A 20416-nucleotide genomic window follows, 5' to 3' on the forward strand; every position below is an offset into this window, starting at 1 on the left:
TCTCACCAAACTCTCAAATCAGGCAAATCAAATATAATGCAAAAAAACAAAAAAGTCAAATTTACAGCAAAACAAAAACCAATTTGTTTTTTAAAATCACAAAATTTAAATTCCTTACAAAGAGGCAAAAACAAAAGCGCTGAAAAATGAGCGTCATACTTAACTTCCCGCCTGATAAAAGGATAATTGACATAAGAAAAGAAATTGATAATAGAATTAAAACAAGCAAATTTGACTCCTTCATCTACATCGTCCCAACGAAAAGAAAAATAAGAGAACTTAAGCGTAATTTCATTGAACTCGCTAATAAAAATGTATTACCCGAATTAAATCTCTTCACACTTGAACTCTTTGCAAAAAAATTATACTTCACAACAAAACTTGAAAAACCAAAACGTCTCATCTCCGATACCATACAATCACTTGTATTTCAAATCGCAATCAAAAATGTATTAAATGAGCTCATTTACTTTAAACCACCCGGAGCAGTGGATGAAATTCCGAAAGGAACTCTTAACAAAATAATTGACACAATAATCGGACTCAAAGAAGATGGAATTTACCCAACAAAATTATACGAAAACTTACAAAAAACCAGCAAGAGAGAAGACAAGGTTAAACTCCAAGACCTTGTGAAAATATATGAACAGTATGAAACACTTCTGATAAGCAATGGCTTTATAGATGTGCCCGGAATTTTCAAAGAGTTAAACAACATACTAAACCCCGAAAATGTCAACACAATCTTCCGAAGCGCCTTCTTAAATGTTGACTCAATTTTCATTGATGGCTTCTCTATGTTTCGTATTCCCGAGATAAATCTTATAAAGACATTAACAGCCGTAAAAGATATATCAATAGTGATCCTTTTTGATTACTTTGAAAAAAACGATAACCTTTTCGGTCACCTTGACGAATGCTACAAAAAATTTGTAGATGCAGGATTCAAAAAATATGAAATAAGACCCAAAACTGAAAACGATAAATTTGCAAAACATTTAAATAAATTCCTATTTAATTACATTGACACGAAATTAACAGTAAAATATAATGCAAAAAACTATGTCACTCTGATTGAAGCCAAAGATAGAATTGACGAAGTTAAAACAATTGCACGACTTGTAAAGAAAATAGCAAACGAAAAACCAGACATTGACCTGAGCAAAATATGTATAGCCACATATAGACCCGAAAAATACACCCCTCTTTTTAGAGAAATTTTACCCGCATACGGAATCCCAGCAAATATAACCGATAGATTTTACCTTGAAAGATCCCCGGTCGTCACCTCAATAATTTCGCTCCTTGAAATCCCTGTCAACGATTACCTGATAAGTGAAATTGTAAAAGTTTTGATGAGCCCATACTTTGATTTTTCAGCATTGCTTGGGAAAGAGTTGAAGCCGGAAAATATCTACTTTGCTTCAAAAGAGCTCAAAATTAAAAATGCAAATAATTTTTGGATTGAAAGAATTAAGAAAAGCATTGCCATAATCAGCTCAAAACTTGGATTGAGCTCAGATTCGGATGAACAGTCTACGCAAACATCCATACCACCTGAATTAATCTACAATGTAGAAGAGCGAGAACAAATGGAAAGGGAGTTGAAGCTTTTTAAATCCGCACTTGAAGATTTTGAAAATCTTAATAAAATCATCAACGAATTTTTGGAGCCGATGACACCGTCCGAGTTTAAAGATAAACTCCACAAAATTTTAGCTGGCTTAAAAGTTAGCGAACAAATTTTGAAAGTCCCAAGAAAAATCGCAACTCGCGATGAAATAGAAAGGGATGCCCGCGCTTATCAGAAATTTATTGAAATCATTGATGAACTTCTTGAAGTTTTTGAATTTAATATGCGTAAAAGAGAAAAATATAGTTTGGGCTATTATGTTGATTTAATAAAAAAAGCACTACCAAGAGCACGCTATAACATAAGACAAAAATACGGATATGGAGTTTATGTGACAACGCTTGAAGAAACACGTGGATTGAACTTTGACATAATGATAATCGCAGGGCTCGTTGATACCGAATTCCCATCGGTCTATGAGCCGGAGGTCTTTTTAAGCAAAGAATTGAGAGAATTGAGAAACTTGAAAAAAATGCACAAACTTGACGAAAGGTATCTATTTTATCAAGGCGTTGTTAACTTTAAAACACATCTCTACTTAACATATCCAAAGATGGATGGGGAAAATGAACTTGTAAGATCAAGATTTATTGATTCGCTTGAACAAGTAATTGAACTTGAAAAAATTAACTCATCCGAAATTAAAGATGGCATCTTCTCAACCATTGAACTTTACGAAAACTACGGAAGATTTTTAAAAGCCAATCCAGAATATCTCCAAACCTTTGATTACATCACACAAAAATTTCCAAAACTTACCGCCGATTACTCCGATAAACTTTCTCAGATTTTTAACACCTCAAAAATTAACATCAGCAGAAGCGAAACACACAGCGAAAGTTATCTTGAATATGAAGGTATCATCAAACCTGTCTACGAAGAAGAAAAAAAGAAATTGGGAGAGCACGAAAGCAGGATTTTCTCAATTTCGCAAATTGAAACATACGGGAAATGTCCGTATAGATATTTTGTTGAAAGAGTTTTGAATCTTCAAGGTTTTGAAGAAATTGAAGAACTTTTAACACCAATTGAACGAGGTATACTTTACCACGAGGTTCTATACGAATTTTACACCGAATGGAAAAAACTTGGCAAACGAATATCTGAAAACATTGATGAGGCTAAAAATTTAATTGAAAAAATAGCGAAAGAAAAAGCAAATGAATTTCAAATCAACCATCCGCTTTGGAAAGTTGAGATAAGCGAACTTATTAAAAATATGAGAGAGTTTATTGACAAAGAAGCTTCAAACAACAGTGGCTTTATACCAGCTTATTTTGAAGTTGCTTTCGGTCCCAAAATTGGACCAAGGAGAAAAACCGATGTGGAAATCTTTACAACCGAGCCAGTGCAACTTGGGAAAGTTAAAATTCAGGGGAAAATTGACAGAATTGACATAAGAAACGATGAATTTATAATTTACGATTACAAAACTGGTAAAGTTGGTGTTAATGCTAAAGAAATTGAAAGCGGAATCCATCTGCAAATTCCACTTTACATAAAAATTGCTGAAGAAATTTTCAAAATCAAAGGCAAGGAAATGAAAGGGCTTGGTGGTTATCATTATAAAGTACGCGGTGATGTTAAGATAGAAACGGTTATAATTGACAAGCGTATTAAACGAAATGAAAAGGCAGAAGAAAAAATGCTTACGCCGGAAGAATTTAGAAACAAATTAGACGAATCCGTCAAAAAAGCGAACGAGTTTGTTGATAGGATCATTCAAGGCGAATTTAACTTAACACAACACGATAAATTTTTACAAAATATATGCAGTCATTGTCCCTACATTGAAATCTGCAGAATAAATGAGGTAAAATTTGGAATTCAAATAAAAAATTGGAGCTGAAAATGGCTGGACGCGTTTTATTTGATATTGAAACTTCTGGTTTCCCAATTGAAAACTTTGACGAAATGCAGTATGAGTATCTTATGAAATTTGCCGAGGAAGAAGAAAATGAAGAAAAGAGGGAAAAGGAAAAAGCAAAGGTTATTGAAAGATTGAACTTATATCCATTAACCGCACAAGTTGTAGCCATAGGAATGATAAATGTTGACTCATCTCAAGGTGTAGTGCTTTATCAAGCAAACGATAAAGAGGAGTGGGAAATGCAAATGGAAAAAACTCTCAACATCTTTGCACCAGAGGAGTTAAGGCGAAATACTGTTAAGATAAAGTTTATGTCAGGAACTGAATCAGAAATTATTCAAAAGTTCTGGGAATACATCGCAAAGTTTCAAACTTTCATAACATTTAACGGTCGCGGATTTGATTGCCCATTTTTGATGTTAAGATCCGCAATTCTTGGAATAAAACCGACGCGTGATTTAATGGAATACAACAGAGCAAAAAGAGAACCACACATTGACCTGCTGGAAGAATTTACATTTTTTGGAATGATGAGGAAATTTTCTCTTGATTTTTACTGTAAGGTTTTCAACATTGAAAGCCCAAAATCGCACGGTATAACAGGTCATGATATAAATCAACTTTACAACGAAGGAAAATTCAAAGAAATAGCGCAATATTGTATGTATGACATAATCGCCGAGGCAGAACTATTTTTTAGATGGGAACAATTTTTAAACCCCAAAAATATCGGAAATAAAAATTCCTGAAAGAATGAGGAAGTTAACAGAATCACAAGAAAAAGCAATAAGCCTCCAGAAGCATCTATCTGTCACAGCAAATGCTGGTTCTGGGAAAACAACTGTTTTAATTGAAAAGTATGTAAAAATCCTTGAGGAGATTTTAAATGAGAATCCAGAAATTGAAGACAAAAGTGATATAGTTGAAAGCATTGTCGTTATAACATTCACTGAAAAAGCAGCAAGCGAATTAAAAGAAAGGGCTACAAGAGCAATTGAAGATAGAATTCACAGGGCAAGAGAGGAAAATGATTTTAAAAAGCTGAAAATTTATGAAGAATTAAGAGATGCGATGCCATCTGCGGTCATAGGGACAATACATTCATTCTGTGCGAAGATATTGAGAGAGTTCGCTGTAAGCGCAGGAATTGACGCAAACTTCACAGTTCTTGAAGGAGCTGAAAGAGAGCAAGCGATTGATGTCATAATTGAGAATAAACTCAAAGAATTTTTAAAACGTGGGGACGAAAATTCACAGCGACTTTTTTCTGTGATTGAAAGAATAAAAATCGCTGATTTCTACAAACTCATTAAAAAACTTATCACTTCAAGAGAACTTGTTGAAAAAGTCAAGCGGGATATCTACAATGCCAAAAGCGACGATGAGATAATTCAAATGTGGCGTGAGAAAATTTCAAACTATGTGTTAAGTGTATTCAAACAAAGTTTTATGGTGAACGCATTACGAAATCTGCACGGACATATTTTCCCTGACCAAACTGATATCAAAAATCAAATCAATGAATTTGAGCAAGCGATAGAAGAAAAAGATGTAGTAAAAGCGTATGAAATTTTTATGGAAAAAATTGTATCAAAAAAAATCTATACAAGTGATTTAAAGGAACTTCGTAAAAGTGTAGAAAATGTAATTGAGTTAAAACCACAGCACATCAGAGAAGAAATCTTAACAAATCTTCAACATATAATAAGAGTTGCAAAGGATATTCAAAATGTTAAACTTAACAAGTTTGATGAATTCATAGAACAACTTCGTCAGTATATCAAAGACACACGCTTGGTTCTCTTGCTCTACGATGAAATAAACGCAGAATACGAAAGGTTTAAAATTTTAAACGGTTATCTTGATTTTGAAGATTTGCAATTGAAAGTGAATGCTTTACTTGACGACGAAGATGTAAGAAATGAACTTTCAAATAGATTCAAATACATAATGATTGACGAATATCAGGATACGAATTATTTGCAGTATGAGATAGTCCGAAAATTGATCAGAGATTTTTCTGAAAAGATGAAACTTTTTGTCGTTGGTGATGATAAACAAAGCATTTATGGGTTCAGAGGTTCAGATGTTGAAGTGTTCCATAAAACAAGCGAAGATATATGCAAGTATGGTAACGGTGAAAAAATAATGTTGCAGGAAAGTTTTAGATTGTTAAGGGGAATTGCGGAGTTTGTAAATCGGGTGTTTGATAAAATTATGGGAGAGAGGATAAGCATTCACGAAGTTGAATATAACCACATAACTGTCGGAAGAAACGATGATGACGATGGTAAAGTTGAAATGTTAATTTTGAAAAAAGAAAACGATGACATAGAAGATTTTAAACTTGAAGAAGCAAGGTTTGTTGCAAAGAAAATTTTAAAACTTCTTCAAGAAGACGATGCATATGTTTATAAAAATGGAGAACGAAAGAAAGTTGAACCAGGGGATATTGCAGTTTTGATAAGGAATAGAGATGTTTTAAAGCCGATTGAAAACGCATTTATTGAAATGAACATTCCATATATTGTCTCAAGCGGTATCGGGTTTTATCAAACGCAGGAAATTTACGATTTTTTGAACTATCTTGAATTTCTTGTTAATACGAATGACGATGTTGCGCTTGTTGGAATTTTAAGGTCTCCATTTTTTGGGATAAAAGATTCGGAAATTTTTAGAATTTCAGTTTATGGTCGTGGTTCAAGTTTTTGGGAAAAAGTTCGCAATTATATTCACAGAAGCGATGACCCGAAACCATCGGACGATTTAAAGAGAGCAGTTGAAATTCTTGAAGATGATTTGAGAGTTGCAAACAGAATGTCAATTCCATCTTTAATTCACAGGATAATTGAAAATACAATGTATAACGGCTCTGTTCTCCCAATGCGAAGGGGAGAACAAATAGTTGCAAACATTCAAAAATTAATTGATATAGCACGTGAATTTGAAGCAAATGGATTTAACAATCTTTACGATTTTGTTGAACAATTAAGATTTCTTTCCGCTCAACATCTTCGTGAAGGTCAAGCAGGGATTGAATTTGGGTTAAATGCAGTTCAAATTCTTACAATTCATTCGGCAAAAGGTCTTGAATTCCCAGTCGTCGTTCTTCCATTTCTTGGTGAAGAATTTAAAAAGAGAGCAAACGATAAATTTAACATTGACATTGACTATGGCATCGGGCTTGGGATTAAAAGCAAAGATAACCTTTTAATTGAAAACATTCACAAACTTATAAAACGGCACAAAGTTATCGCTGAAGAGAAACGAGTTCTTTATGTTGCAATGACAAGGGCAAGGGATATTTTGATTCTTTCTGGCGCTTATAAAAACGAAAACGATGAGACATATCTTAATTGGATTTTATCATCTCTGGGATTGAATTCAAAAATTGATTACATTCCTGAATTTGAAATTGAGGATTCAAAACAGGGAAAAACTTTCAAAGTTAAAATTTACAGGTATGGCGTTGATCTGAAAGATAAAATTGAATTTATTGGAAAGCATTTTGAAGAACCTAAAATTGATGAAACTAAAATTTTTTATAAAGCCACTTGAGTCAAGACCATACGGTGAGTTTTTCACAGCAACTCAACTTCAAGCGTTTGGCTTATGTCCAATGAAATTTTATTTAAAATTTAGAATTGGTTTGCCAGAGCCGAAGAAGGAATTTGTCTTTGAAGAAGAATTTGAAGACATAGCAACGCCACCTTATGATGTGGATTTTGGAGATGAAATTCTCGGAACTGTAAAGGGAAGAATTGTTCACGAAGTCCTTGAAAAATTTAAAGGCGAAATTGACGATGAAAAACTTAAAGATGTGATTTCATTTGTGATTCAGCAAAATGGAATTTCAAATGAGAAAAAATTTAAAGCGCTTGAAAAATATGTTTTTGAAGAGGCGAAAAGAGTTTTAAGTTCAGAATTTGGGAAAAGGATCTTTTCAGCCGATGAATATCACACAGAGTATGAGATAAGCACAAAGTTTGGCGATGGATATTTGATGGGGAAAATTGACAGATTGTATAAGGCAAATGGTCAATGGGAAATTGTTGATTTTAAAACAGATGATATTGAGTTGAGCGAGATTGAACAAAGAAAAAAAGAGTATGAAGTTCAACTTAGCGTTTATTCATATCTTTTGAGCAAACTTTATCCTGAGCAAAAAATTTACAAATCATATATTTTGTTCACGAGATTTCCAGATAAACCGATTGAAATTGAACACACAAACGAAACATTGCGTGATTTTGAAAAATGGATTGACGAAGCAATTACACAGATAAAGCAGATGGATTTAAATCCAAATGTTGAGATTTCAACGAAGTTCAAAGAACATTGTTATCAATGTGGCTATTTTAGCGACGGTAAATGCATAGGGCGTGAGATATGACCTATATTTTGTTGATATTTCTCTCATCCGAAATTTATAAGAAAATCGGCGGGCTGGGGAAATTGAAATTAAAACGGGGTTATTATCTTTATGTCGGTTCTGCAAGGAAAAATTTTGAGAAAAGAATAAAAAGACATCTGTCAAGAAAGAAAAAAATTTTCTGGCACATAGATTATCTTTTGAGCGATAAGAGGACAAGTGTGAAGAAAGTGTTTTATACGGATTTTGATATTGAACATGAAGTTGCAAAACAAATTGAAAAAGAGTTTGAAGTCATCAAAAAATTTGGAAGTTCAGATTGCAAATGCACTGGGCATTTGTTTTATGTTGGGAGTAAGGTCAATAGATTCAGAGAAATGATTGAAAAGATGAGATTTTTTGAGTTAGAAACAAATTGAGCGAAAAGCGGTAAACAGTTGGGAAATCCCAACATTTATTTTGAGAGTGAGTCAAAGAATATCAAAGCAAAATTTGATTTTAAATTTAGTTATGAGTTAAATTTAAATTGGAAAAAATCAAGACCGCTTTAATAGAATGAAAGAAAAGGTTGAAAAGCGCGGTTTCATATTTGCTTGCACTGAAAAAAGTGAAGCAGAATTTCTGGAAAAATTAATCTTCGCAACAAATAAAGTATATGCCCATAAAGTTTTTGCTATTAGAAAAGGGGATTTTGTATTTTTATATAATTTAGACACAGATATAATTTATGGCACTTTTCGTGCAAAAACAGACGGTCTATATGATAGAAATCTTTCAATTTTCAATGGGCGGTATCCATATTATGTTGAAGTTGAACCAGAAGACAAGATTCAAAAGATTAAAAATGCAAGCAAAATCTTTAAGAAATTGAATATATCTTGGAGAAGCATACTGAATGATAAGGGGATTGAAACGCTGAAAATGTTGATAAGTAACACCACAGCTAAAGAAATAAAATTAAATGGCATTTATAACCTGGAAGATAACTTATTCAGACCGCCAATTTTCTCTACAACGCTTTGGGATTATCCAAAACAAAGTTATGGTGACACTCCAAAGGGAAATAATAAATATCCAGGAGTTACACCTGCCTTCATAATTTACAATCTTTTGTATAGATACACTGAACCAGGAGATTTAGTGTGTGACCCGATGGCTGGTTCTGGAACCACGATTGATGTTTGTAAAGAAGAAAAACGAAAAGTTATAGCATTTGATATTGTTCCTACAAGAAAAGACATCATTCAAGCTGATGCAAGAAATTTGCCACTTAAAGATGAAAGTGTTGATATGATATTTATTGATTCGCCTTACGGGGATAACATAAGGTACAACGAGCATCCACTAAACATCGGGCATATACCTGCAACAGACGAGAGATTTTTTGATGAGCTTGAAAAAGTTATGAAAGAAGCTTATCGGGTTTTAAAAGATGGCAAAGTTTTAGCGTGGCTTATCGGTGATCAATGGGCAAAAGGAGTTTTTATACCAGTTGGATTTAAAGTTTATGAAAGATTAACTAAATACTTTGAACCTGTTGATATTATCTGCGTCGTCCGCCGTAATCAATCATCTAACACACCATTCTGGCACAGTAAAGCAATCCAACATAATTTCTACCTCAGGGGGTTTAAGTATTTAATTATAGTTAGAAAGATGACGAAACGTAAAAGAAAGGAAAACCTTAAAATCAAGTGGTCTTATTATGAGAGATAAAAAAATTAGCCAAGCGAAAAAAGAATTTTTAGAAAATTTAAAAAGAGAAATCAAAGATGAAATAAGTAAGCGAGGAATTGGTTATATATCTGAAATTCTTGAAAAACACAGAACAAGATATTTAAGAGAAATTAGACAATTCAACATAAAAGATCCAGAGCAATCATGGAAACCATTTAAAGGCAAAATCCTTGAAGAAATTATAATGGACTACATAAAGCATAGAGTAAAAGAAAATGGACTTGAAATTGTAAAGGGATCTGTTTTAGAAAAGGAAGATCGTAAATTAAACAGCTGTTTGGCAAATGTTAAAAGAAGTTTAGTTGTTGATTACGGTGAATTTGGAATGCATTTGCCCGATGCTGATCTTGTAATTTACGACCCTAAAGAATGCCATGCAATTGCAATTATATCGTCAAAAGTAACTTTAAGAGAAAGAATTGCTCAAACAGGATACTGGAGTTTAAAATTAAAAAGCAGTCCTATTACTAACAAGATTCGTATTCTCTTTGTAACATTAGATGAAGATGGGGATTTAAAGCAAAAAATTCCAGCCAAAAAAGGAAGAGCTATTGCTGAAGTGGATATAGATGGAACCTACGTTGTAATTGGTAAAGACGGAATAGAAGAAAGTGACAAAGTTAAGAGAATAGAAAAATTTATTAACGATCTAAAAAAATTATTCGGATGACAAATTTTCTGCTCTTTTCCTTGCATAAGTTGGGGATTGGGGGTTAAATTTAGGGTGAGCAAAACAAAAATTTGATTGAATTAATGAGGTGCATACATTTTGAAGAAATTAGAACTGTAAATTTTTTCTCAAAAATTAGAATTTTCACTTCACTTGTAATAATCTCGCTTATATTTGCAGATCAAATTTTCACACAGCCAAAGTTTGAATTCAGAGGTTTATGGGTAGCAACAAGCGGTCTTGACTTCCCTCTCTCGGTTAGAGCAAGAGATCAAAAACAGGAACTTGACAGAATTGTTGAATTTGCAAGAGCGGGAAAATTTAATGCGATAATTTTTCAAGTGCTTGCACGTGGTCAAGCATATTATGAGTCAAGCATCGTTCCGTGGGCTTCGTATCTTACATCGCCCCTTATGGTTGATCAAGATGGCACACTTTATCCAAATCTTGGAACTCCACCCGGGACAAAAGAAAATCCACCTGAATATTATGATCCGCTTAAATATCTAATTTTAAAAGCAAAACCATACGGAATTGAAATTCACGCATGGATAAATGTTTATAACCTCTTAACTCTTCCCGACACATCATATCGTCTTGCTATCTCTCAACCCAGACATATTGCAATTGATGAAAACAACAGATGGAACACAAAACTTTTCGCGAAAAATTCAAGCGGTGAATGGCTCATCACATCTGACAATCTAAAACTTATCTGGCTTGACCCAGCAAATCCGTTCGTGAGAAATTATCTTTTAAGCATTGTTGTTGAACTTGTCAAAAATTATGATATTGACGCCATTCACTTTGACTATATTCGTTTCCCGGGAGCATACACTTATGGGGATTCGTTCAATTACTATTTCGCAAATAGAACAGACCCGATAAACGGAAATCCATATGCTTTATCACGAGATGATTTCGCTCGGCTTTCAATTGAAAGATTTGTAAGGGCTGTGTATGACACTGTTAAGAAATTAAAGCCGTATGTAAAGGTTGGAGCGACGACACCGGGAATTTATCAAGGTTGGAGATTGCCGATAAATCAAGCATATTTTGATCTTTACCGTGATGGCAGATCCGACCCAAGAAAATGGGCTCAACTTGGAATAATTGATTATCACGCACCACAAGTTTATTGGAACATTGGCTCTCCTTATGATTTCAGAGTTATAGCCCAGGACTGGAACGCAAATATGTATGACCGACATGTTTATATTGGGATTTACGGAGAAAATCCGTTCAGCGAAGTTTCAGCACAAATAAATTTCACAAGAAGCATAGTCACAGAAGGAAACATAATTTTCAGATACACAAATGCTAAATCTTACATTGACTCTTTGATTGCAACTAACTATCAAACGCTTTCAATTCCGCCATCAATGTCGTGGAAAGATAACATCCCACCAAATCCACCCTCTGGATTAACGATAAGAAAATTGACCTCAGAAAACTGGCAACTTGTTTGGTTCAATCCAGATCCAGCAAGCGATGGAGAAAAACCATATCTTTATGTAATTTACAGAAGCGAAGGCACAGGAACAATTGACATCAACAACCCGGGAAATATAATCGCAATAATTCCATCAGCAACATCGGTTAACATATACAATGATAAAATACCGGATACGACAAAAATTTACACCTATGTAATCACCTCTCTTGATAGATTGAAAAATGAAAGTCAACCGTCAAACTCTGTTATAACAAGTGTTGGACTTGAACACATCGTCACTGAATATGAACTTCATCCAGGTTATCCAAATCCATTTAATTCAATTGTCAATTTCAAATTCTCCGTTCCAGAATTAAGTTTTGTTGATATTAGAATTTTTGATGTCCTTGGAAGAAAAGTTAAAAAGATCGTCCAACGAATGCACACAAACGGAACATATCAAATCTACTGGGACGGAAAAGATGAATCGGGTAAAGATGTGCCAAGTGGTGTTTATTTTTGCAGAATGCTTGCAACGAAAGATGGAAAAATAGCATTTGCAAAAACACAAAAAGTTTCTCTGTTAAAATAATCAAACATCGCAATGTCAAGGAATCTTGAAGTCAAAGCAAAAATAGATGACATCTCTATTGCAGAGAAAATCGCAATTGAAATTGGAGCAGATTTGAAAGATGATTTTACCCAGATTGACACTTATTTTAACATTCAAGACGGCAGATTAAAACTTCGTGAGTTTGATTCGGGTAAAGCTGAGCTCATTTTTTATCGCAGGGATGAGAATAACACACAGCGATGGAGCGATTATGAGATTGTTCAAGTATGCGATGCTGAAAAATTGAAAAATTTGCTTTCAAAAGCTTTTGGTGTTAAAATTGTGGTTGAAAAAAGAAGAAAGGTTTATATTTACAAAAACGCAAGAATTCACATTGACAGCGTGAAAGAACTCGGAAATTTTATTGAATTTGAGGTAATATACAATGGAGATGAAAAACAGGTTTCTGATTTAATGCAATTTTTGATTGAGAAATTCAATCTTGACAAAGAAAAATTCATCAAAGTTTCATATTCCGATTTGTTAATTCAAAAACAAAAACAAGACAAAAAATGAAACGAATTAAATTCGTCATCCTTGCCTTCGTCGTTTTATTTTCCATTTCTTTACAGGCACAACAACCTGTTAAGCCAAAAAATATAATTTTGATGATTGGAGATGGAATGGGGCTTGCGCAGATAAGCGCTGGAAAAACTTACAAAGGACAATTAAATCTTGAAAAGATGAAAGTCATCGGTCTTCTGACAACTTATTCATGTGATGAATATGTAACTGACTCAGCTGCAGGAGCAACCGCAATGAGCACGGGATATAAAACGAAAAATGTTGCAATTGGAATAGATTGCAATGGAGAAAAAAGAGAGACGGTTCTTGAACACGCAAACAAAATTGGCAAATCAACCGGAATTGTTGTTGTATGTGCGATAACACACGCAACCCCAGCTGCTTTTGTTGCACATGTGCCAGACAGAAACATGCAAATTGAGATCGCAGAGCAAATTGCAAAAGAAGCAAACACAGATTTATATCTTGGAACCGGTTGGGGATGGTTTCTCCCAAAATCAAAAGGTGGCAGACGAAATGACACGCTTGATTTGATTGAAGTAATGAAAAAGAGAGGTTATTTTTACATTTCAAAGCCAGAGGAATTTTACAATCTTGACATAAAAAATGTTAATAAATTGCTCGGTTTATTTGCTGAAAATCATCCGCCTTATGCACCGGATAGAAAGCCAACGCTTGCAGAGATGACGAAAAAAGCGATTGAATTTTTATCAAGAGATAAAGACGGATTTTTCTTAATGGTTGAGGGTTCGCAAATTGATTGGGCTGGACACGACAATAACAGCGATCAAATTTTAAAAGAAATGGCTGACTTTGACGATGCAATTGGCGTTGCACTTGATTTCGCTCAAAAAGATGGTAATACACTTGTCATAGTTACGGCAGATCACGAAACAGGTGGATATGCGCTCGTAAATGGTTCAGTTAGCGAAAGAAAAGTTGAAGGTAAATTCATAACAAAATCTCACACAGGAATTATGGTTCCCGTTTTCGCATTTGGACCCGGAGCCGAAGCATTTGCTGGATTTGGGGATAACACTTTGATTGGGAAGAAAATTTTTGAATATCTCAAAAAGTGATTAAATTTGTCTCGCAATTCAAAAATTAGTTTCAGAGGTGATCTTTAAATGAGTAAAGCAAGCAAAAAATCTTCCGAAGGCAAAGGCAGAAAAAAATCCACCGAAAAGAAACAACGCAAATTTAAAGAGCTTGATGAGAAATCAATTGAAATACTTCCTGTGATTGAATATGCAATCTATGAGGTTGATAAAATTTTTCAAAATCAAGGCGACAGATTGACCGATTCTTATCTTGTTTCATCCCTTAAGGAATTAACACATCAAATCAAAAGTAAATCGTTTGAAACACTCTATCAAGAAATGAGAGATGAATTAATTGAAGATCCTGATGTGATACACTGGAACATTGTTTCAAGGATTGGAGAGCACATTGAGACCAACGAGTTAAATTATTCGGATAAAGAAATTTTAAATGCGCTTGAAGAGTTGATTGACACCATAAAATTGCAGATGTCAAAAGAAGACCCGAGAGCATATCTTTCTTTTCTTTCTGAGATAATGCGAGGGACTCAAATTGACTCCGGGAAATCCAGAATAGAGCCGGATATTCCACCTGATATTGATGATGAAGATTTTTTTGAGGATGAAAACTATTGAAAAATTTTTCCATAAACTTTTATGGGATTTAAATGCGGAATAGTTGGCTTGCCAAATGTCGGCAAGTCAACGCTTTTTAATGCTCTCACATCTTCAAATGTTCCAGCAGAAAATTATCCATTTTGCACAATTGACCCGAACATTGGAGTTGTCCCGGTTCCTGATGAAAGATTGAAAATGCTTGAAAAAGTTTTCAAGCCAAAGCGTGGGATAACGCCGGCAGTGATTGAATTTGTTGACATTGCAGGTTTGGTCAAAGGGGCAAGCAAAGGTGAAGGGCTCGGAAATCAATTCCTCGCTCATATAAGAGAAGTTGATGCAATTATTCACATCGTCAGATGTTTTGAAGATGAAAATGTCGCACATGTAAATGGCGACATAAATCCAAAGCGAGACATTGAAATTGTTGAAATGGAGCTTATCTTGAAAGATATTGAGACGGTTCAAAAAAGAATTGAAAAAATAAGAAATGTTGCAAGAAGCGGAGATAAAAAAGCACAACATCAACTCTCAATTTACGAATCCATTCTCTCACACTTAAATCAAGGCAAATTTGCAAGCTCGTTTGTTTCCCATCCCGAAGATAAACAGTTAATTGATGAACTGCATCTTTTGACAAACAAACCATTCATCTATGTTGCAAATGTTGATGAAGCAGGGATAAAGGGAAATAAATATGTTGATGAAGTTTATGAAGTCGCACAAAGAGAAAATGCGCCTGTAATCGTTATATGCGCAAAACTTGAAGCGGAACTTTCCCAACTTAATGAAGATGAAAGAAATGAATTTTTGAAAGAGCTTGGACTTGACGAGCCCGGACTTAACAAAGTCATAAAAACAGGTTATAAAATTCTTGACCTTATCACATTTTTCACAGGCAATGAGAATGAAGTAAGAGCTTGGGCTGTAAAGAGAGGGACAACTGCTTATGAAGCTGCTGGGAAAATTCATTCCGACTTTCAACGGGGCTTTATAAAAGCCGAAATAATGCGTTGGGATGAACTTGTTAAGTATGGCTCTGAACACGCTCTTCGTGAACAGGGACTTGTTAAGTTTGAAGGGAAAGAATACATCGTTCAAGATGGAGATGTGATTCTTTTTAGATTTTCCTGATCTTTATCGGGGGTAGAAAATTTGTTATATTTGCGTGATTTTGATATTTTTTCACAAAAATTGAGATCTTGAAAATGATGCGTCTCTTTCGTGGGCTTTTTATTTTGAATGTAATCATAACCCTAAAACTTTTATCGCAAATAGAAATTTACGATGATTTAGGAAGAAAAATTGAGCTTCAAAATCCACCTGAAAGAATTGTCTCTCTCGCACCAAGCATAACGGAAACATTATTTTTCCTCGGTCTTGGTGATAAAGTCGTTGGCGTAACAAAATACTGCAATTATCCACCGGAAGCGCAAAGCAAAACAATAATCGGGGGAGTTATTGATCCAAATTATGAAATTATCCTTTCACTTAAACCAGACATCGTGATGATGACAGTTGAAGGCAACACAAAAGAATCGTTCAACAAACTTTCTGATCTTGGATTAAAAATTTTCGTTACAAATCCGAGAAATTTTGAGGGCGTTTTCAAAACAATTCTTGACATCGGGAAAATATGCAAAGTTGAAACAAGAGCAAAATTTTTGGTTGATAGTTTAAGAGCCGAGCTTGAAAAAATTAAAAAAATTAACAGTGGGAAACACAAACCAAAAGTTTTCGTTCTTCTTTCTTTAAACCCGTTGATGACCGCTGGAAAAAACACTTTCATAAACGAGATAATTGAAAACGCTGGTGGAATTAACATTGGGAAAAATTCAAAGCAAAATTATCCAATTTTCAATCGTGAGGAAATTTTGAAACTTAATCCAGACATCATAATTTTAACTGAATCAAAAATTGGGAAAGATGAACTTTTAAATTTGTTTCCCGAATGGAAACACATAAATGCGATAAAAGAAAACAAAATTTTCAAAATTGATCCCGACATTTTGCTTCGCCCATCGCCGAGAGTTGTTCTTGCAACAAAGATAATTGCACAATTAATTAACAAATTTTGAAAATAAAATTTCAAATCAGATGAAAAAAGAAAAAGTATTCGTCGCAGTCGCTGGAAATATCGGCTCAGGTAAATCATCGCTGACAAAACTGTTAAGTGAATACTTCGGTTGGAAAGCATATTATGAATCGGTTGACGACAACCCTTACCTTGACGATTTTTACAAAGATATGAAAAGATGGTCTTTCAATTTGCAGATTTATTTCCTCTCAAAAAGATTTAAAGATCATATGGAAATTGTGAATTCACCATACTCAATCATTCAGGACAGGTCAATTTACGAGGATGCGGAAATTTTTGCGAAAAATCTTTACGATATGGGAAATATGGATGAGCGAGATTATAAAAACTATGTTGAACTCTTCAAAATAATGACTGGCTTTTTAAAACCACCTGATTTGATAATTTATCTTCGTGCGAATGTTGATACCCTGCTTCGTCAGATCAAATTGCGCGGGAGATCATTTGAACAAAATATACCGCGTGAATATCTTGAACGACTTAACAGATATTATGAGGACTGGGTTGCAAGATATAATCTCGGTGAAATTTTGATACTTGAAACAGACGATATTGACTTCGTAAACGATAAAAATGACTTCAATAAAGTAGTTGAAGCTGTAACTGAAAAACTTGAAAAAATCGGTTATGAAATTAAAAACAAAATAACGCAGAAATAAATGAAATATCTTGTGATAGATGTAGAATCAACAGGGCTTGAACCAGGTTATCACGAGATAATTCAACTCGGCGCTTGCTTATTTGACGAAAACTGGAATGAACTTGGCACTTTTCTTACAAATGTTTATCCATTACACGAAGATAGATTTTCAATACCAGCAATGGGAGTCCATCAACTTTCATTGCACGATTTAAGAGATGCTCCGATGATTTATGATGTCATTCCGAAATTTGAGTCATGGATTTTAAGAACGCTCAAAAAGCCCGAAACAGCAAGAAACGTTTTAAGAGATTTAATTCTCTGCGGACAAAGCGTAACATTTGACATTAACTTTCTTCACTTTGCTTACAGAGAAGCAAAATACGACTGGCCATTTTCAAGCAGAGTCCTTGACCTTCATATACTTGCGTTTTATTACTTTACAATTTTGAAAAATAACAATCTCCCAACGCCAAAATCTTTAAGTTTAGATGCAATTGCTGAATACTTTGGCTTGAAGAGAAAATCCGAAGGTCACAACGCACTTGAAGACGCACTTATAACTGGAAAATGCATTGCTTTGATAATGAACGAGTCAAAGAAATTTAAATTTCAACCGTGATAAGAACTCACGACATAATTTTAATTGGAGAGAAAACACGACTTCGTCCATTCACGGAAGACGATCTTGAAATGGCTTTTGAATGGAACAACAATCCGCTTGTCCTTGAAGCAGAAGGCGAGCCAGAGCATACATGGGACGAAGTCGTTGAAGTTTACGAATATCTTTCAAACAATGGATTTTTATTCATAATTGAAGCAACGGACACACAAGAACCAATTGGTGAAATCTGTCTTCTCTACGACAATGATTACGAACGACTTGGCGTTGAAGATAAAAACGAGTTGATTTATTGCATTCCAATTTTAATTGGAAAACCCGAATACTGGGGTAAAGGTTACGGTAAAGATGCGATAAAACAAATTTTAAAATTTGCTTTTGAAGTGATGGGTGCAGATAGAGTTTTCGCAACGGATATTTTCTCTTTCAGCGAAAGGTCAATACGCTTGTTCAATTCTCTTGGCTTTGATGAAGTAAGAAGAGACAAAAACAGAATTTATTACAGAGGAAAATACTACGATATAATTGATTTTTGCCTCACACGGGAAAAATACTTTGCCCAAACCAGAAATAAGATTTATAAAAACACAAACGAATAAAACAAAAATTTTTGATGTGATATGCTCAAAAAGTTAACATTTTTTCTTGTCCTGCCATTTTTTATTTCAATTGCCCAAAACTTGATTGTGCTTAATAAATCAGAAAACAATGCAATGTTTTTTGATCTTAAAAAAGATAAATTGCTTGCACAACTTCCAACTGGAAACGCACCGCATGAGGTCGCTATCTCACCGAACAAAAAATTTGCTGTTGTAACAAATTACGGAACTCGTGAAAACTCTGGGAATTCAATCACAATTTACAATCTTGAAAAATTAAACATTGAAAAAACTATTACTTTTGAAAATCACAAACGACCCCATGGCGTGGATTGGATTGACGATGAAAAAATCATAATCACAACAGAGGCAAACAAATCAGTTATCATTGTTAATTTCAAAACAGGAGAAATTCTCGCAGAAATAAAAACCGATCAAGATGTCTCACATATGCTTGTTTTAACACCGAACAAATCAAAATGTTTCGTGGCAAACATTGGCTCTGGAAGTGTGAGTGTGATTGATTTGAAAGAATTCAAACTCATTAAAAACATTCAAACTGGAAGAGGGAGCGAAGGGATTGACATTACTCCCGACGGTAAAGAGGTCTGGGTTACAAACAGAGCAGAAGATAGCATTGCTGTGATAGATGTTCAAACGCTTGAGGTAAAAAATAAAATAAAAGTTGATGGATTTCCAATTCGTGTTAAGATATTAAAAGATGGAAAACTTGCAGTTGTATCTTGTGCAAGAAGTGGAGAGGTTGCTGTCATTGATGTCGCAAATAAAAATGTCATAAATAGAATTAAGACCGCTGAAAAATCCGAAGTTGAAAAAAGCGGAAGATTATTTGGTTCTGTTTTTGGCGATAGCCCTGTTCCCGTGGGAATTGCAATCGGTGGTAATAATTTGGTTTATGTTGCAAATTCAAATGCAGATATTGTAAGTGTGATTGATATTGAAAAAGGTCAAATTTTGAAGACGATAAAAACAGGGAAAGAGCCAGACGGGATCGCCATTTGGTAATTTTGTTTTTGTCGTTGAAATGTGTAGATTGTGTTGCGTTTATTTTCACCTGACAATGGGGGTGAAGATAAAGCAGATATTTTAAACAAACTTTATGGAGATTTACCATGCGTAAAATTTTTATCGCAGTTGTAATTTTTGCGGTTTTGTTTTTAAACTTTTCAAACGCTCAATCCACACGGGATGGAAAATGGTGGAATGGACTTGATAAAAATGCGAAAATTTTCTTCGTCGCTGGTTTCTGGAACGGCGTGACTTGGGGTGATGATGTTTTGAAAGATGCTTTAAGCAATTTAAAGAAAAACGGCGTAATCAATCAGAATGTCGCTGATGCGGTTTTCCAGAAATGGACTGCTTACACAGATATAGGTTCAATCACAATTGGTGAAATCGTTGATAAAATTGACAATCTTTATTCCGACACGCAAAATCAGCCAATTATGATAAGCGACATGATGACAATTGTTGTTCTCAACATACAGGGTTTATCGCTGTCAAACGATGTGATGCAACAACTCTTGCAAAGTTTTAGACAGAAAAGATAAAAAAATCGGGGCTTTAAAGCCCCGAATTTTTAAGTTTTGCTTTTGCAAGTGAATGCAAAATGCCTAAAGATGTAAAACATTTGTTCAATGTGATTTTACACGCTCAAATTTTTCACCTTATATCAAATCTTAACGGCAATGGACATGCGTTTGAAAGCGTTGCAACCATTACGAATTCGCCAAACTCCGACGCTTTCGCATACGCCTCTTGAAGTGCCTTGAAAACTTTTTCATCATCGCCATAAACAAGCGTGCTCATTGAACCAACATGTGTTTCAAGCCCGTGTGATTTAAAAATCTCAATTACACTGTTAATCGGCTCTATTATATCCATCTGTCTTAAAGGGTATAAACTTACTTGAAGTGCAACCGCCAT

General features: G+C 34.4%; 19 protein-coding genes. 18 read left to right on the plus strand and 1 reads right to left on the minus strand.

Features of this window, described 5'->3' with window-relative positions; all coding sequences use genetic code 11:
- Window positions 1–146: 146 nt before the first annotated feature.
- The 18 genes from AWW83_RS06455 to AWW83_RS06540 all read left to right on the plus strand — a co-directional run bounded on the left by AWW83_RS06455 (window position 147) and on the right by AWW83_RS06540 (window position 20040).
- A complete protein-coding gene (locus AWW83_RS06455) occupies window positions 147–3482 on the plus strand; it encodes a PD-(D/E)XK nuclease family protein (RefSeq protein ID WP_092350105.1) in 3336 nt (1111 codons plus the stop codon).
- A 2-nt stretch (window positions 3483–3484) separates the two neighbouring features.
- Window positions 3485–4252: a ribonuclease H-like domain-containing protein gene (locus AWW83_RS06460; protein WP_092350106.1), complete on the plus strand. Its 768-nt coding sequence runs from the start codon at window positions 3485–3487 to the stop codon at window positions 4250–4252.
- Window positions 4253–4256: 4 nt separating this feature from the next.
- A complete protein-coding gene (locus AWW83_RS06465; protein WP_092350108.1) occupies window positions 4257–7061 on the plus strand; it encodes a UvrD-helicase domain-containing protein in 2805 nt (934 codons plus the stop codon).
- On the plus strand, window positions 7030–7896 hold the full coding sequence (locus AWW83_RS06470) for a PD-(D/E)XK nuclease family protein (protein WP_143713908.1): 867 nt from the start codon (window positions 7030–7032) through the stop codon (window positions 7894–7896). Before AWW83_RS06465 ends, AWW83_RS06470 begins: the two co-directional genes overlap by 32 nt.
- Window positions 7893–8294, plus strand: a complete 402-nt coding sequence (locus tag AWW83_RS06475) for a GIY-YIG nuclease family protein (protein WP_092350112.1) — start codon at window positions 7893–7895, stop codon at window positions 8292–8294. Before AWW83_RS06470 ends, AWW83_RS06475 begins: the two co-directional genes overlap by 4 nt.
- 136 nt (window positions 8295–8430) lie before the next feature.
- Window positions 8431–9591 (plus strand): DNA methyltransferase, encoded by a 1161-nt coding sequence (locus tag AWW83_RS06480; protein WP_092350114.1) that lies wholly within the window; start codon window positions 8431–8433, stop codon window positions 9589–9591.
- Complete coding sequence (locus AWW83_RS06485) at window positions 9581–10282, plus strand: BsaWI family type II restriction enzyme (RefSeq protein WP_092350116.1); 702 nt, start codon at window positions 9581–9583, stop codon at window positions 10280–10282. The genes AWW83_RS06480 and AWW83_RS06485 overlap by 11 nt, the downstream gene beginning before the upstream one ends.
- Before the next feature lie 83 nt (window positions 10283–10365).
- Window positions 10366–12309 (plus strand): glycoside hydrolase family 10-like protein, encoded by a 1944-nt coding sequence (locus tag AWW83_RS06490; RefSeq protein WP_092350118.1) that lies wholly within the window; start codon window positions 10366–10368, stop codon window positions 12307–12309.
- Between the two features lie 12 nt (window positions 12310–12321).
- Window positions 12322–12846 carry a class IV adenylate cyclase gene (locus AWW83_RS06495; RefSeq protein ID WP_092350120.1) on the plus strand — a complete coding sequence of 175 codons (525 nt, stop codon included), beginning with the start codon at window positions 12322–12324 and terminating at the stop codon, window positions 12844–12846.
- Window positions 12843–13934, plus strand: coding sequence for an alkaline phosphatase (locus tag AWW83_RS06500; RefSeq protein ID WP_092350122.1), 1092 nt, complete (start codon window positions 12843–12845; stop codon window positions 13932–13934). Before AWW83_RS06495 ends, AWW83_RS06500 begins: the two co-directional genes overlap by 4 nt.
- Window positions 13935–13982: 48 nt before the next feature.
- Window positions 13983–14531, plus strand: coding sequence for a hypothetical protein (locus AWW83_RS06505; protein WP_092350124.1), 549 nt, complete (start codon window positions 13983–13985; stop codon window positions 14529–14531).
- A gap of 21 nt (window positions 14532–14552) precedes the next feature.
- Window positions 14553–15644 carry a redox-regulated ATPase YchF gene (gene ychF / locus AWW83_RS06510; protein ID WP_092350126.1) on the plus strand — a complete coding sequence of 364 codons (1092 nt, stop codon included), beginning with the start codon at window positions 14553–14555 and terminating at the stop codon, window positions 15642–15644.
- 74 nt (window positions 15645–15718) lie between these two features.
- Window positions 15719–16588, plus strand: a complete 870-nt coding sequence (locus tag AWW83_RS06515; RefSeq protein WP_092350128.1) for a cobalamin-binding protein — start codon at window positions 15719–15721, stop codon at window positions 16586–16588.
- Between the two features lie 19 nt (window positions 16589–16607).
- Window positions 16608–17267, plus strand: coding sequence for a deoxynucleoside kinase (locus tag AWW83_RS06520; protein ID WP_092350130.1), 660 nt, complete (start codon window positions 16608–16610; stop codon window positions 17265–17267).
- Window positions 17268–17870, plus strand: coding sequence for a 3'-5' exonuclease (locus AWW83_RS06525; RefSeq protein ID WP_092350132.1), 603 nt, complete (start codon window positions 17268–17270; stop codon window positions 17868–17870). It begins immediately after the preceding gene.
- Window positions 17867–18469, plus strand: a complete 603-nt coding sequence (locus AWW83_RS06530) for a GNAT family N-acetyltransferase (protein ID WP_092350134.1) — start codon at window positions 17867–17869, stop codon at window positions 18467–18469. The genes AWW83_RS06525 and AWW83_RS06530 overlap by 4 nt, the downstream gene beginning before the upstream one ends.
- A 21-nt stretch (window positions 18470–18490) precedes the next feature.
- Window positions 18491–19495, plus strand: coding sequence for a YncE family protein (locus AWW83_RS06535; RefSeq protein ID WP_092350136.1), 1005 nt, complete (start codon window positions 18491–18493; stop codon window positions 19493–19495).
- A 107-nt stretch (window positions 19496–19602) separates the two neighbouring features.
- Window positions 19603–20040 carry a hypothetical protein gene (locus tag AWW83_RS06540; protein WP_092350138.1) on the plus strand — a complete coding sequence of 146 codons (438 nt, stop codon included), beginning with the start codon at window positions 19603–19605 and terminating at the stop codon, window positions 20038–20040.
- A 112-nt stretch (window positions 20041–20152) separates the two neighbouring features.
- Here the strand turns inward: AWW83_RS06540 and AWW83_RS06545 are convergent, their stop codons facing one another.
- Window positions 20153–20416 carry a YkoF family thiamine/hydroxymethylpyrimidine-binding protein gene (locus AWW83_RS06545; protein ID WP_092350140.1) on the minus strand — a complete coding sequence of 88 codons (264 nt, stop codon included), beginning with the start codon at window positions 20414–20416 and terminating at the stop codon, window positions 20153–20155.

It is taken from the genome of Candidatus Chryseopegocella kryptomonas (assembly GCF_001536065.1).
Taxonomy (GTDB): Bacteria; Bacteroidota; Ignavibacteria; order Kryptoniales; family Kryptoniaceae; genus Kryptonium; species Kryptonium kryptomonas.